This is a genomic window from Robertmurraya phoenicis, from assembly GCF_047302285.1.
Lineage (GTDB): Bacteria > Bacillota > Bacilli > Bacillales > Cytobacillaceae > Robertmurraya.
On record NZ_CP154845.1, the window covers coordinates 914,396 to 929,917 of the forward strand.

Consider the following 15,522-nt stretch of genomic DNA (forward strand, 5'->3'; position numbering starts at 1 on the left):
GTGGATAACTTTATTATTTAGTACATCTACGTCCAACTCCAGCGCCTATCATCTATCAAAATTCAGGTCCCCTCCCTACGATAAGTCAATCCCAATTCATTAACGCTCATCGGATTTCCCTTATCGAAAGAACTAGCCCTTCGAGTTATGTACGGCGATGACCAATGCACTAGCGCTTTTGAACCTCCAAACTGACTTATTTATATCAGATTGGAGTTTTTTTAATTGATAGATCTGGATTGTTATTTAAGTGAAAGTTCTAGGAAAAGAAAATAACTAGAATTGAGGGCTACATTGCCTAATTCTCCAAATATCGATACAAAGTCGACTTGCTTATGCCTGTTTCCTCTTTGATTTGAGCTAAAGTATAGTTTCTACTTTGATACATTTCAATCGCTCGCTGTACATTTTCGTCCGGTTTTCTAGGTCTTCCAGTAGTAACTCCATTTTCTTTTGCCTCAGATATTCCTTGTTTTGTCTTTTCGCTAATCAAATCACTCTGAAAATCGACGAGATGTTTGACCGTTTTATAGAAATGAATGTGACGTTCGTTGCTTGTATCAATCCCTTCTTTGAGAGATAAAATAAAAGCACCCTTGGAGTCCAATATTTCCAATAACTCAACGAGATGCCGTGAAGAGTCTGCGAACGAAGATAATTGTGGAGTGACAATTTTATCGTGCTTGTTAAGGCTGTTCATTAAGCTTTTAAGTTGACCCCTTTTTTTGGGAGATGAATGTTCTTCTGAAATGATGCTGTCACAATTCATCTCTATTAATTTTTTCTGTTGTTCTTCACAGTTTGGGTCCTCGTTGGAAGGTCTCATATATCCGATTAACATGGCAACTATCTCCTATTAGTAAAAATACTTATCACATTATAACATAAGCGTAGTTAAAACATCTTCCCAAAAAGGTTCCATTTTGGAACAGGAAGTGATAGACTGTCAAAGTGAGTTTTTAATTGTTATCATATTTATCTTAATTATGATGTTTTCCATCAGTTTACTATAATTTTGGAGGTTTTTACAAAGTGGTTGAAAAGATAAAAAAAGAATGGTTTTTTAATATAAAGGGAGATATCCTTTCTGGAATAGTGGTGGCATTAGCCCTCATACCAGAAGCAATTGCTTTTTCCATTATAGCTGGAGTAGATCCGATGGTCGGACTGTACGCTTCTTTCACAATGGCAGTTGTTATCGCCTTTGCCGGTGGCAGATCTGGAATGATCTCAGCTGCAACTGGTGCGATGGCTTTATTGATGGTTCCTTTGGTTAGGGATTACGGATTAGAATATTTATTTGCTGCTACACTCTTAACAGGAGTTATCCAAATTTTGTTTGGAGTATTTAAAATATCAAGGGTGATGAAATTTATCCCAAGAGCAGTCATGATTGGTTTTGTAAATGCATTAGCGATTTTAATTTTTATGGCACAAGTTCCCCATTTTATTGGAATTTCGAATTTAACGTATGTGTTTGTGGCGATTACTCTAATGATTGTCTATATCGTACCAAGATTTTTTAAGGCTATTCCAGCCCCATTGATTGCTATAATTGTATTAACAACAGTGGCTATTTTTTCAGGATCTGAATTAAGAACAGTTGGAGATTTAGGAACGCTCACGCAAACATTGCCGACATTATTAATCCCGAATGTTCCATTTACTTTTGAAACATTGGCGATTATTTTTCCTTATGCGATTTCATTAGCGATCGTTGGTCTATTAGAAAGTTTGCTAACGGCATCGATTGTCGATGATATGACGGGAACTGAAAGCAATAAAAATCAAGAAGCAAGAGGGCAAGGGATCGCAAACATTGTCACTGGTTTCTTTGGTGGAATGGCAGGATGCGCGATGATTGGACAATCTGTTATTAATGTGAAATCAGGAGGAAGAGGAAGATTATCTACTTTGATTGCAGGGGTATTTTTGATGTTCTTGATTATCGTACTGGGCGACTTAGTTGTTCAGATCCCAATGCCTGTCCTTGTAGGAATTATGATAATGGTATCGATCGGAACATTTGATTGGAGTTCATTTACTTATTTACGAAAAGCCCCAAAAACGGATGCAGTGGTCATGCTAGCAACTGTTTCGATAGTAGTCGCCACCCATGATTTATCAAAAGGAGTTATCGCAGGAGTCATTTTAAGCGCTATTTTCTTTGTGGCAAAAATATCGTCGATAAAAGTAACAAAGCGTAGCGAAGGGGAGCAAGTAGTCTTTGATGTGGAAGGGCAGCTTTTCTTCGCATCTGTGGATGGTTTTGTGGATGCATTTGACTATTCGGTTAATGCCAAAAATATTGTTATAAATTTCTCTACAGCGCATGTGTGGGATGACTCAGCTGTTGGTGCTATTGATAAAGTAGTGATGAAATTTCGTGATAAACAAAAAACAGTAACGATTAAAAATTTAAATGCAGCAAGTAAGAACCTGGTAGATAAATTAGCTATATTTAACGACCCAAATGCAAAACTATCTTCACATTAATTTTAATCAAGAATAGGAGCGAGTATGGTGTATAAAAAAGTCTTATTAGCTGTAGACGGATCAGAACACTCATTAAGAGCAGCAAATGAAGCTGTTAAAATCGCATCTTTAGGAAATGATAGCCAAGTAGAGTTAGTCTATGTGGCGGATTTCGGAAAATCCAAAAGTGAGGTCCTACATGCACAAGGACAAGAGGAACTGGACTATTCTCGAAGAAATAGGTTACATCCTATTGAAGAATTAATGAAAACCAATCAGATCAAATACGAGACCAAAATTTTGCACGGAGAACCTGGGCCTGCCCTTGTTGAATATGCGAAAAAGGAAAAGGCAGATTTATTGGTGATTGGAAGTAGAGGATTGAATACTCTACAGGAAATGGTTCTTGGCAGTGTCAGTCATAAAGTCGTGAAGAGGGCAAATTGTCCGGTGTTGGTGGTTAAATAATTTTGACTGCTATCTATTCATCGTTGTCCGAAAAAAGTGTTAAGATTGAAAGCATGAAAACAGAAAAGCAAGAGGAGAAAAAACGATTCGTTATTCTCCTCTTGCTTTATTTCAGTGACTTTTTAGAGTACCTCATCTTTTTTATTAAAACGAGATTTTAGGACATTATCAATGCACTCTTTAAAGAACATTACCTAACTTTTCTAAACAAAATAATCCCTAAAATAACTTCAATCAATCCTACTCCAAAAAAGATTGGTTGCAAAATACTTATTAAACCAATCCAGTATACTTGAACTCCGATCCAAATCATCATGATAATTCCAAGGATGATTGTAACTGTGCAGGTTAAGGGGTGACGTTTAAATGATAAAATGCTTCCTATTAAACTTCCAATACCATTGATCGTTAACAAAACGATTCCAGGAATGGAGAAGTCCTCAAACGGTGAGTTCTTCAAAAGATCTACAGACATGCCTAAATTGTGACCGTCTGGTTCGAGTATAAACCCGATACCTGCAGAAATGGCTCCAATGGCGACGATTAATAACAATATTCCAATCCGATAGAAAAGTGTTCTCTCTTTGCTCATCATTCACATCTTCTTTCGCATACGTAATGGATTTCAAAGAATAAATGAAGTAGTGCTCTCTACCTACAAGTATACGGCTTCTACAGTTAAATCCATGGACAAAAATTGAACAATTTATATCGGTTTATTTCATCATTTAATCAAACATTCAAATAATCGTTTGACTATTTTACTTAACTTGCATACACTAATAATCAAATAGGTATTTGAATATGAGGTGGCCAAAGTTGAAACAAGATGTTTGTGAAGTGACGTGTGTCGATGAGCCTAAAGTGAATCGAGTGAAAGAATCGATTTCTAAACATAATACGCTGTCGGTGTCTCAAATGTTTAAAGCATTAGCGGATGATACAAGATTGAAAATAGCTTTTGCTTTAAGTGAAGAGGATGAACTATGTGTATGTGATGTTTCCAATATTGTAGGCTGCACAACTGCTACAGCCTCACATCACTTGAGATTGCTCCGTAATATGGGCTTAGCGAAGTTTCGAAAAGAAGGGAAATTAGTCTTTTATTCTCTAGATGATGATCATGTGCGACAACTTATTCAATTGGCCTTCACTCATGAAAAGGAGGGGAAAATACTTGGAGAAAGCAACTAGTCAAACCATGGACAAACAAGTATATCGTGTTCAAGGCTTTTCCTGAGCAAGCTGTGCGAATACGTTTGAAAAAAACGTAAAACACCTGGATGGTGTTATCGATGCAAATGTAAATTTTGGTGCGTCAAAGCTTACTTTATATGGGAAAGCAACTATTGCTGAGCTTGAAAAAGCAGGGGCGTTTGAGAACTTAAAACTGATACCGGAAAAGGAAAGATTTGAGGAACAGAAAATACCATTTTTGAAAAAGCATGCAACTGTCATCCTCTCAGCTCTTTTCCTCCTAATGGGCTGGTTGTTGGGTGAACAATATGGTGAAGAGCATGTATTGAGCACGATCGCTTATGGAGCATCCATTTTAATAGGTGGATACCGTTTATTCCAAACAGGGATCAAGAATCTGTTTCAGCTCATTTTTGATATGAAAACGTTAATGACGATAGCTGTTATTGGAGCGGCGATCATTGGTGAATGGGGTGAAGGGGCTACTGTTGTTATTCTTTTCGCCATTAGTGAAGCTCTTGAAAGATACTCTATGGACAAGGCTCGTCAATCGATTCGTTCATTAATGGAGATTGCCCCAAAGGAAGCACTTATCCGTCGTGATAAGCAGGAAATGATCGTTGCGGTTGAAGATATCCAAATTGGAGATATCATGATTGTGAAGCCGGGGCAGAAAATTGCCATGGATGGAGTAGTGGTTAATGGAACTTCAGCAGTCAACCAGGCAGCTATTACAGGAGAGTCAGTACCCGTAATGAAAACCAATGCTGATGAGGTTTTTGCTGGAACGTTAAACGAAGAGGGACTCCTTGAAGTAAATGTGACAAAGCATGTTGATGACACGACCATTGCCAAAATCATTCATCTCGTCGAAGAGGCTCAAGCAGAGCGGGCTCCTTCGCAAGCGTTTGTGGATCGGTTCGCGAAGTATTATACTCCGATCATTATGTTGGTGGCTCTTGGTGTGGCTGTGATCCCGCCACTTCTTGGGGGAGACTGGAGCACATGGATTTATCAAGGATTAGCAGTATTAGTAGTAGGTTGTCCTTGTGCCCTCGTTGTATCGACACCGGTTTCTATAGTAACGGCGATAGGAAATGCAGCCCGGAACGGTGTATTAATCAAAGGGGGAATTCATTTAGAAGAAATGGGTTCCATCAAAGCCATTGCCTTTGATAAGACAGGTACTCTTACAAGAGGAGTTCCTGCAGTAACCGATTTTCTGCCTTTACGAGATGGAGATAGATTATTAACAATCATTGCAGCCTTGGAAAAACGTTCTCAACACCCTTTAGCTTCCGCTATTTTAAAAAAAGCAAAAGAGGAAAAGCATGATTATGAGAATCTTGAAGTTCATGACTTTACTTCTATTACTGGCAAAGGGGTAAAGGGTATTATTAACGGTGAGACTTACTATGTAGGAAGTCCTCACTTTTTGGAAGATATTCATGGCTTTTCAAAAGAAGTCAAAGATAGAATCGCTTCACTACAAAATCAAGGAAAAACGGTAATGGTAGCCGGTTCTACAAAAGAAGTGTTGGCACTTGTGGCTGTGGCAGATGAAGTAAGGGATAACAGTCGCAACGTTATCGAGAAGCTTCATGCTCTAGGACTCAAAAAAACGATTATGTTAACGGGAGATAATGAAGGTACAGCGAAAGCGATTGGAAATTCAACAGGAGTTTCTGATATTAAAGCAGAGCTTTTGCCACAGGATAAGTTATCTTTTATCAAAGAGTTGCAAAAGAAATATACGCGCGTGGCCATGGTGGGAGACGGGATCAATGATGCGCCAGCTTTAGCTGCATCGAACGTAGGGATCGCTATGGGCGGTGCAGGTACGGATACCGCATTAGAAACAGCTGATGTGGCTCTGATGGCAGACGACCTTGGGAAATTGCCATTCACTGTTGAATTAAGTAGAAAGACGCTAGCGATTATAAAACAAAATATTACTTTCTCACTAGGAATTAAACTGATCGCATTATTACTGGTGATACCTGGTTGGCTTACTCTCTGGATTGCGATTTTTGCCGATATGGGAGCTACACTGCTAGTCACCTTGAATAGCTTGAGACTTCTTTTAGTGAAGGATCAAAAGTGAGATTGTTTGACTGAGTTGTTTATTGCGACGCTTCCAAATCATGAAAGGTTCATGAGGACAATCTTGCGGTAAGAAAACAGAAAAAGTGTCCTCATGAAAGGCCCATGAGGACAATCTTGAGGTAAGAAAACTGAGAAAGTGTCCTCATGAAAGGCTTATGAGGACAATCTTGCGGTAAGAAAACAGAGAAAGTGTCCTCATGAAAGGCTTATGAGGACAATCTTGAGGTAAGAAAACAGAAAAAGTGTCCTCATGAAACGGAATCTACACGGCACTCACTAGCTTCGTTTTTAATCCGTTTATTTCTCGGAGTTTCAAAAGTAATTTTGAAGGTTGTACCTTCATTCAATTGACTATCAACTTGTATCCTTCCTTTGTGGTTTTGGATGATTTTGTAGCTCACCATTAGTCCTAAGCCATTCCCATTTTGCTTGGTCGTGAAAAAAGGTTCTCCCAACTTCTTGACTTGTTCTATCTCCATTCCGATTCCTTCATCTTTTATGATGACAGATATATGTTCCTCCATATTTACAATAGAAATACTTATCGTTCCGCCAGTCGGCATCGCCTCTATCGAATTTTTGATTAAATTTAAAAATACTTGCTTTAGTTGGTTCTTCTCTCCAGAAATCGATACTTCCTCGTTCGTGAAAACATATTCAATATTTACATTCTTAAGGTTTGCTTCAGGTTCAAGAAATTTAACGACACTTGTTAAAATCTGATGAAGATTACAGTTACTGAAATGAAATTGGTGGGGTTTCGCAAAAACCATAAATTCATTGACGATAAAATTAATTCGATCAATTTCATCTAAAATCGTATCTGAAAAAAAGTTATCTAGCGCATTTTCACTTAGAAGTTGCACAAACCCTCTGATCGTCGTTAATGGATTTCTTATTTCATGAGCAATTCCTGCTGCTAATTCTCCAATCATCGCGAGTTTCTCTGTTTTACGCAGCGTCTCTTCTGTGTTTCTTTTCTCCGTAATATCATATTGAATCGAAATGTGTTTATAACGCTCACCATTTGCATCAACAAATGGGATAATAGTGGTATCTAGCCAGTGTTTTGTCCCGTTCTTTGCTTGATTGAGAATTTCTCCTCTCCATATCTCGCCGCTTTGGATCGTATCCCATATGTCATTAAAAAAAGAAGGAGGGTGATAATGAGAAGAGTAGATATCGTGCTTCTTTCCTAGTAATTCTTCTTTCGTATATTTATAGAGCTGACAAAATTTATCGTTTGCATATAAAATTCTATCCTCACGATCGGTAATCGCAAAAATAGTTGCTTCATTTAAGACACTTTCTAATTCTGCCAATTCTCTTAATGTCATGTTCAAATTTTCTTTTGATTGATCTAGTTCTAGCTTCATGAAAGATACTTCATCGTTATAAATATTGATCAGAACTTTTAAGGTTTGTTGGTGCAAATCTTCAATGATCTTAGTTACATCGAAATAGTTATTTATCGTAATGTTTGAATTCCGTAGTTCTAGTTCAAGTAAATCAAGGATTGTAAGACGAGTTAAATTCATGAATTGAATGGACTGGTCAAGAGAGCCACTCGATTTAATGAGATTATGACCAAAAAATTCTACAAGGGCTAAGAGGTCATTTTTATGCTGGTCTTTTTGACTAATAACAAATTCTCCTAAATGTCTAATGATCATTTCTACTGTGCTCCAAGAAATATTTGATTCATCAAGTGAACAGCTTGATTTCCACATTTGAATCTCTGGTCTTTGAAAGATTTCACTACTAATATTTTTTATCTTTTCACCAATATATTCAATTTGTCTGTTCATCTTATCCCTCGTTATAAGTATTTTTACCTATTACTTTGACGTTTTTTTATAAATTCCTTTTTTTCTAACAATTTAATAGGGGAAATAGTAAAAATGAATTGGAAACGTTAATTAGGACTTGTCACATTTTCTGTATAATAAAAAAGGGAGTTTTTAAATAGAGAGGTGCTAATAATGGAAAATACAAATAAAACAGTAGTGGCTGTAAAGGGTGTTATCGTCCATGAGGGTCGGGCATTGATCGTCAAGCGATCAGACAATGATGAAGTTGGTGCTGGAACTTGGGAATGCGCTGGAGGGAAAATTGAGTTCGGAGAAAATTTAGAATCTGCATTGGTGCGAGAAATTGAAGAAGAAGTTGGTATAAATGTTACGGTAGAGAAAATCTTATTTGCAACGAGCTTCAATACGGGCCCAACAAGGCAAGTCGTCATACTTACCTATTTGTGTAGACCTAATAATACAAAGGTCATACTTTCTGAGGAGCATATTGAATATGAATGGGCATCAAAAAAGCAATTGAAAGCATTATTGACTCCTGAAATTATAAAGGATTTTGAGCGGAGCGATATTTTTTCTTTGCTAGAATTAATATAAAATTGTCGGGGTAAAAGCAGATATTAGCCTTGAGTGCTAGGAAGCTTACGATCTAGAAAAATTAGTACCAGATATTAATATCAAGTGATAAAATAATACTATTGGATTAACTTTTTTACGACGAAAGAGAGTGATCGAATTGTATTATTTTGCTGCTAACATTATAAAAATCTTTTTGCGTATGTTTGGAAAAATATCTGTGTATAATAAACGAGCTTTGCCTACCCAAGGTCCTTATGTGATCGCATGTACACATACGGGCTGGGTGGACATTTTTTATCTCGGGATTACGCTGTTGCCATCAAAAATTCATTATATGGCAAAAAAGCAACTCTTTGAGATTAAGTGGCTTGCTTGGTTATTAAATAAATTAAATGCATTTCCGGTGGATCGAGATAATCCAGGTCCAAGTGTATTAAAAATTCCTAATCGATTATTATCTAAAGGAGAGATTGTAGGGATTTTTCCAAGTGGAACGAGGACAAATGAACAGATCGCACTCAAGCAAGGGGCCATTACCATCGCCCAACGTTCAGAAGTTCCCATTATTCCAGTTGTTTATATTGGGCCCAATACTTTAAAAGAACTATTTGCACGGAAGAAAGCATACCTCATTTTTGGGGAAGCGATTCACATCACTTCAAAGGATAAAGAGGCAAGAGCATATTATACTGGGGTATTAGAACAGACCCTCAAACAATTGGAAGAAGAAATTCACCAAAAAACTAAGTGAAGATTTCTAATCTGAAGAGAAGTGTTTCCTAAATGGAGACGCTTCTTTTTTCTTTTAAAATAGAAATACTGACCATTGATCAACTAGTTCCTGAAGATTATTTAGTACGTAAGCTAGAGTCGGCCATTGATTTTTCGTTCATCTATCCCTTGGTGAAAACCTCTATTCAGGAATCGGTCGTCCAAGTATCGATCCAGTTGTTTTGTTTAAGAGGATCTTCATTCAATACATATTCGGTATACGTTCCATGCGCCAAACCATAAAAGAAAAAGAGGGATATCGACAGTATAAATCAAATTCATCCATTTGTGCCAAATGCCATTGCTCTCACAGTGTACGGAGAGTAAAAACCATCAAAAGCTTATACAACGTCATATTTGGGAAACTTACTTAGAAGAGGCAGAACATCTACGTCACAACGATGAAATCAAACAGATATACGCGAAACGCAAAGAGACGATTGAATGTGTCTTTGTGTTTGCGATGGAAAAGCATGGTATGCGATGGACAACATTACGAGGTCTTAAAAACAAGTCTATGCAGGCGATGCTTACATTTGCTGCCATGAATTTGAAGAAAATGGCAACTTGGACTTGGCAACCTGCCCTAAGTGAGAGCCAAACTAGTTGATTGGAGAGGAAATCAGCGTATTTCAGCCACAATTCCATCCAGAAATGAGAAAAAACACCGAGAGAGTCCTCTCGATGCCTTTTGTCGACACTCTGGGCTCTTGCATATAAGCAAGAGCTTTTTGCTGAGTATACACATAAATAGAGACTTATTCGTGTTCTCCCCCCTTTTGCAAGGTGTTTTTTTTCGTGTAGATATTATATTCTTTAAGTTTTTGATATAAGGTTGGGCGACTTATTCCTAAAATTTGTGCGGATTTCTTAATGTTGTAATCTGTACTGTATAATGCATTCTGAATGGCTTGTTCTTCTGCTTCAGAAATGGTTCTTAAGTGTTCTTGCTGAGCAAGTGATTCATTCGAGTTCCTGATAACTTCTGAGGGGAGGTCTGTTACCCTGATGACTCCATCTTCAGCTAAACTCAAGGCGGTACAGACAGCATTTTGTAATTCTCTAATATTACCTGGCCAATCATAAGAAATTAAAGCATTATCGATAGCAGTCTCTAATGTTGGTAATGGGATATTCTCCTCTTCGCATTGTCTCTGGATAAAATGCCGTACTAATATAGGAATGTCAGTTTTCCTGTTTTTTAAAGAAGGTATTAGTAATTTAAGAGAAGATATACGATAGTATAGATCCTCGCGAAATAAATTTTGTGCCATTAGTTCTTTTAAGTCTTTATTGGTAGCGGCAATTACTCGGAAATTTGCAGGGATGTAATGGCTGCCGCCAATTCGCATTATTCTTTTATCCTCTAATACTCTTAGAAGAATCGGTTGGAATCCTAAAGGCATATCCCCAATCTCGTCTAAAAACAATGTACCTCCATTAGCCATTTCTAGCTTTCCTGCCCTCCCTCTCCGATCTGCTCCCGTAAAAGTTCCAGCTTCAAAGCCAAAGAATTCACTTTCTACCAATCCCCTAGGCAAGGAAGCGCAGTTAATCGTTATGAAAGGTCCCTGAGGGCGACTTACATTATGAATGGCTTGGGCAAACAGTTCTTTTCCTGTTCCACTTTCTCCAAGTAGCAGAATATTACGAGGAGTAGCGGCAAATTTCTTAGCAAGCTGTTTAGTATTTGAAAGCTCTGTGCTATTTCCGATGATATCTGGAAAAGTATACATTGCATTTAATTTTTTATGAAGAGGATGACAAGTATTATTTGAAATTTTCTTAGATTGAGTGAGAGAGATTAAAGCACCATCAATTTGATCAAATGATACGACACGCATAGTATAGTTCTCTTGTCCATGATGACATTGGATATCTTCCGTTAAGAGGTGTTTGTCCCAAGTTGTAAGTATCTGATTTTCTTTCCCCAAAAAATCTGTGATTTTTTTCCCTTTCATATTGTCGAAAGAAGCTCCGAATAGTTTTTCAGCTTTATGATTCATATCTTGAATTTCGCCAAACTTATTTATAGCGATCAGACTGTTATTCGTTATGGAACTCACAGCCCTAAAAAGTGCATGCTTTTGGGTCAGTAGCTGTAATTTCTGTTCGACTTCTTTGACGATTGACATTTGAAACGAAACCATTCCGCTTAGCAATCCTCTATTGGCCAAATATAAATCATTCGTATTCGGATAAACAAAGGTTAAAACACCGATAATATGCTCTCTCAGATCATGGATGGGGACTGAAATTGCTGCACTGACATATTGGATATACTTGTTGAAGTTCTCTGTAGGAGTAATTAAGAAAGGTTTATTTAAGAATATACTCATAGAGTGAGAGCTGGTCCCAATTGATTTCTCTGAATAATCCATTCCAACTGATCCATTTAAGTTGAAATCTTCATTCCCATCAAAAGCTAATAAAACAATACCATGACGATCGTATAAATAGACAACGAAGTCTGAATGTTGCTTCAAGAAGGCTAATTCTTTAAGCAAAATCGTTTTAACCACCTCAATGAGTAGGTGGTTTTCTTTTAAAATATGTTTTAAGGTGGAAGGATTGATTTTTCTGTTTTGGAGTTTGATATCTATAGGAAGTCCATAGCTACGTGAGCGTAACCATGATTCGGCGATGTCTTTACGAATAAAATCAAATTGATAAGGATTTTCATCGTTGGAGATAAATTGATTAAAAGCTTGGCTGATTTTTTCTCGCATAGGATACATCTTATCAAATACAGCAATAAGACTGTCGATCGTATATTCTTCAGTAGTCGGAATGGCTTTTTTCATGTCTAAAACCTCCACCAATGATTACATACTTCATGCTAAATATAAATTGTGAAATAGTATTCAATTAAAATTATAGAAAACTTCCACGTGATATTCAAGGATACTGGCAACACTTCACTAAATTGCCTTATGTAAATTTTTTTTACACGTGAATTTATAAAATATGTAAAGTTTTAATAAATTTTATCGCTTTATCAGTAAAATATTTTCTTCTTAGACTATTTTTATGAAATCGTTATTTATGTTTTTTCATTCTATTTAATACGAATTAGAGTGCCTGGCTAGAGACATTTTTAGTAATTGTATATTTTCTAGTTTTTTGTTGATTTTTGGCATGGAAATTGCATTATAAGTTATTGTCGAAGCGAAACACAGATTCACATTTATTTGGAGGACCATCTAGTTCAATATACTTCCTTGACGACAAGAGAAAATTTGTTTTTCGCTTAGAGCAAATGGATTTTCATGAAAGGAGGATAGGATGTGTACAAGACTTATCCTAAAGAATCAAGATGCTACAAAAGCTTCTTATTTTTAATTAAGAGGTATGGAGTGAGGAGAAAAAATAGAAGAAGGTAAGAGTCGATATAAGGATAAGTCAATTTCCAAACATGAGTATTCGTGTAGAAAGGAGTAACAGATGGAATTACCAGTACTCACAAGAAGAAGTTTTTTAAAGGCTACGGCGATAACTGGAATGACTGCTGCTGTTGGAGGAAGCCAAGTGTTAAAGCAGTCTAACAAAGTGAAAGCGGAAACATCTTCTTCTGAAACCAAAGTTGTTAGAACTTGTTGTAGAGCGTGTATTGCCAGATGTGGGGTTTTAGCCCATGTGAAGAATGGCCGTGTGATCAAACTTGAGGGAGATCCTGATCAGCCAATGTCGAAAGGCAAACTGTGTGCAAAAGGTCTTGCTGGAATTCAAGCCCTTTATCATCCGAATCGGAATAAGTACCCAATGAAACGGGTGGGAGAACGAGGGGAAAATAACTGGAAGCGCATTTCCTGGGATGAAGCTCTAGATACCATTGCTGATAAATTATTGGAAACGAAAGAGAAATACGGTGCTGAAACCGTCTTCGGTACTACTGGCGGAGGCGGAAATCCAGAATTTATGAGTGTATTTAGGTTTATGAATGTGTATGGTAGTCCGAATGTCTTTGAACCTGGGGCTGCGCAGTGCTATATGCCGAGAACGCTTTCAAACGCTCTCATGTATGGAAGTGGGATGTGGGGCACGAATAGTATTGCAGACTCAGCCGCGCTAGAGATCTATTTTGAAGATACTCCAATGAAGACCCTAGTTTTATGGGGAACTGGGCCTTCATGTAACAGTCCCGCCCAAGGGGGGCGTGCTATTGCAGAACTTCGGGCTAAAGGATTAAAAACAGTCTCCATCGATCCTCGTTTCGCCCCTGACGCTACTAAAGCAGATGTATGGCTTCCGATTCGTCCAGGGACTGATGTGGCACTAATGCTGGCTTGGATTCGGTATATTATTGAACACAAGCTTTATGATGAAGAGTTTGTAATAAAATGGACGAATCTCCCATTCCTTGTGAATCCAGAAACGAAGCTCTGTTTACGTGAAAGTGATATCAAAGAGGGTGGAAGCGCTGAAACCTTTATCGTATGGGATCAAAAAACCAAATCAGCAATGCCAATGCCATTTCCTTGGGATGATAACCTTGATCCAGCATTAGAAGGGGCTTACACAGTGAATGATATGGTATGTAAAACAGGTTTCCAACTTTTAAAAGAAAGGGCTGAAGAATATACACTGGAGAAGGCTGCTGAAATCTGCTGGCTTGATGTAGATATGATCGAAAAGGCGCTCAAACTGTATACTGAGAACACTCCTTCCGGAATCAGCCATGGTGTGGCCACAGACCAAAATCCAAATTCGGTACAGGCAGCTATGGGAGCTTTGACCATAGACTTCTTAATGGGTAATGTAGAAAATCCTGGGAACATTCTGCAAGATTTCCCGGATATTAACGTACCAGATGGAATGGTTACTCCATTGCAAAGGTTTCTACCTGAAGAGCAATTTAAGAAGCGCTTTGGCTCAATAGAATATAAAGGAATGCTAAACTGGGGTATCTGTCATTACCCTACACTTCTGGAAGCAATCAAAACAGGTAAACCATATAAACCTCGAGTATGGATGGAACGCTCGGGAAACAAGCTCGCTATGATGGGTGATGTAACTCAAGTTGCAGAGGCAATTCATGAATTGGATTTTGTCGTCCATGCTTATATGTATCCAACATCCTTTTCGATGTATGCAGATATCTTGATTCCAGTAACAGAATGGTTAGAAACGGATTTAATTCTTCCATCTCTAAATACTGCAGTCGTTCGGCAACAGGTTGTTCATACATGGGAGACAATGAACGAAACGATATACTGGGCAAAGCTTGCAAAGCGGTTGGCAGATAAGGGTCACCAAGGATTTATAGATGCATTTGATCCGGAAAAAACCTTCCCTGAACCGGCGTACTGGGATACGATAGACGATTTGTGTAATCACTATCTGAAAAACCATGGAATGACCTATAGCGAGTACAAAGAAAAAGTACCTTTTGAAGTCATTCCAATGAATGAGTATAGGATATACCGTACTTTTGAGAAGATCGATCCTGAGACGAAGAAACCGAGAGGATTTAGTACACCTAGTAAAAAACTGGAAGCTTATGGAGAACCGTTTATTATTTTAGGAAGAACTGGAGCTCCTTTTGCACCATATTCAATGGAACCACGTTCAGAGGATTACGATCCACTACCATATTATATGGAACCAGATGAAGGTCCACTTGACAGTTCTATTGCCAGTGAATACCCGTTAGTGATGACAAATGGAAGAATTCCTTATTACCATCATGGAACTTTACGGAATATTCCTTATTTAAGAGAGCTTTATCCTGTACCAGAGATCTGGATTCATCCGACTCCAGCAAAAAAATATGGAGTGTCTCAAGACGATTGGGTGTGGGTTGAATCTAAACGTGGAAAAATTCGAGCAAAAGCTTATGTGACAAAGGGTATAAATCAAGGTGTTGTATATATGGAACGCTTCTGGTTACCGGAAAATTTGGGTACGGAGACTAATGGCTGGCAAGAAATGAACGTCAATGTACTATCAAAGATTAGCGCACCATTTAATGATATTGTAGGTACTGTCACTTTACGTGGCTACCAGGTGAAAGTTTCGAAAGCCGATGGCCCACCAAAAGGAGTTTGGTATAAACCAGAAGAGTTCAAGCCGTGGTTGCCTGAACCAACAGATCCGACAGAATTGGTGGAGGTGTAAA

General features: G+C 37.9%; 11 protein-coding genes and 1 pseudogene. 8 read left to right on the top strand and 4 right to left on the bottom strand.

What is annotated here, in order from left to right:
• Positions 1–298 precede the first annotated feature (298 nt).
• The gene (locus AA0X71_RS04300; protein WP_413359615.1) at positions 299–841 is read right to left on the bottom strand and encodes a recombinase family protein; all 543 of its coding nucleotides are present in this window, start codon (positions 839–841) and stop codon (positions 299–301) included.
• Between the two features lie 191 nt (positions 842–1,032).
• Between AA0X71_RS04300 and AA0X71_RS04305 the strand changes: the two genes are divergently transcribed.
• The gene (locus tag AA0X71_RS04305; RefSeq protein ID WP_413359617.1) at positions 1,033–2,496 is read left to right on the top strand and encodes a SulP family inorganic anion transporter; all 1,464 of its coding nucleotides are present in this window, start codon (positions 1,033–1,035) and stop codon (positions 2,494–2,496) included.
• Positions 2,497–2,523: 27 nt separating this feature from the next.
• A complete protein-coding gene (locus AA0X71_RS04310) occupies positions 2,524–2,943 on the top strand; it encodes a universal stress protein (RefSeq protein ID WP_413359620.1) in 420 nt (139 codons plus the stop codon).
• A 190-nt stretch (positions 2,944–3,133) separates the two neighbouring features.
• On the opposite strand, the gene AA0X71_RS04315 is transcribed toward AA0X71_RS04310, so the two are convergent.
• Positions 3,134–3,535: a hypothetical protein gene (locus tag AA0X71_RS04315; RefSeq protein ID WP_413359623.1), complete on the bottom strand. Its 402-nt coding sequence runs from the start codon at positions 3,533–3,535 to the stop codon at positions 3,134–3,136.
• A 227-nt stretch (positions 3,536–3,762) separates the two neighbouring features.
• Between AA0X71_RS04315 and AA0X71_RS04320 the strand changes: the two genes are divergently transcribed.
• Both AA0X71_RS04320 and AA0X71_RS04325 read left to right on the top strand, forming a co-directional pair.
• Positions 3,763–4,137 (top strand): ArsR/SmtB family transcription factor, encoded by a 375-nt coding sequence (locus AA0X71_RS04320; RefSeq protein WP_413359625.1) that lies wholly within the window; start codon positions 3,763–3,765, stop codon positions 4,135–4,137.
• A gap of 7 nt (positions 4,138–4,144) precedes the next feature.
• Positions 4,145–6,244 (top strand): heavy metal translocating P-type ATPase, encoded by a 2,100-nt coding sequence (locus AA0X71_RS04325; protein ID WP_413362469.1) that lies wholly within the window; start codon positions 4,145–4,147, stop codon positions 6,242–6,244.
• Positions 6,245–6,494: 250 nt separating this feature from the next.
• On the opposite strand, the gene AA0X71_RS04330 is transcribed toward AA0X71_RS04325, so the two are convergent.
• Complete coding sequence (locus AA0X71_RS04330; protein ID WP_413359627.1) at positions 6,495–8,054, bottom strand: ATP-binding protein; 1,560 nt, start codon at positions 8,052–8,054, stop codon at positions 6,495–6,497.
• Positions 8,055–8,228: 174 nt separating this feature from the next.
• On the opposite strand from AA0X71_RS04330, the gene AA0X71_RS04335 reads away from it, so the two are divergent.
• The 3 genes and pseudogenes from AA0X71_RS04335 (at position 8,229) to AA0X71_RS04345 (ending at position 10,014) form a co-directional block, all read left to right on the top strand.
• A complete protein-coding gene (locus AA0X71_RS04335) occupies positions 8,229–8,651 on the top strand; it encodes an NUDIX hydrolase (protein WP_413359629.1) in 423 nt (140 codons plus the stop codon).
• 139 nt (positions 8,652–8,790) lie between these two features.
• A complete protein-coding gene (locus AA0X71_RS04340; protein ID WP_413362471.1) occupies positions 8,791–9,384 on the top strand; it encodes a lysophospholipid acyltransferase family protein in 594 nt (197 codons plus the stop codon).
• A 32-nt stretch (positions 9,385–9,416) separates the two neighbouring features.
• Positions 9,417–10,014: pseudogene (locus AA0X71_RS04345) on the top strand (transposase).
• Between the two features lie 148 nt (positions 10,015–10,162).
• Here AA0X71_RS04345 and AA0X71_RS04350 read toward each other — a convergent pair.
• Positions 10,163–12,208, bottom strand: a complete 2,046-nt coding sequence (locus AA0X71_RS04350; protein ID WP_413359632.1) for a sigma-54 interaction domain-containing protein — start codon at positions 12,206–12,208, stop codon at positions 10,163–10,165.
• A gap of 640 nt (positions 12,209–12,848) precedes the next feature.
• Between AA0X71_RS04350 and AA0X71_RS04355 the strand changes: the two genes are divergently transcribed.
• On the top strand, positions 12,849–15,521 hold the full coding sequence (locus AA0X71_RS04355; protein WP_413359635.1) for a molybdopterin-dependent oxidoreductase: 2,673 nt from the start codon (positions 12,849–12,851) through the stop codon (positions 15,519–15,521).
• Position 15,522 lies beyond the last annotated feature (1 nt).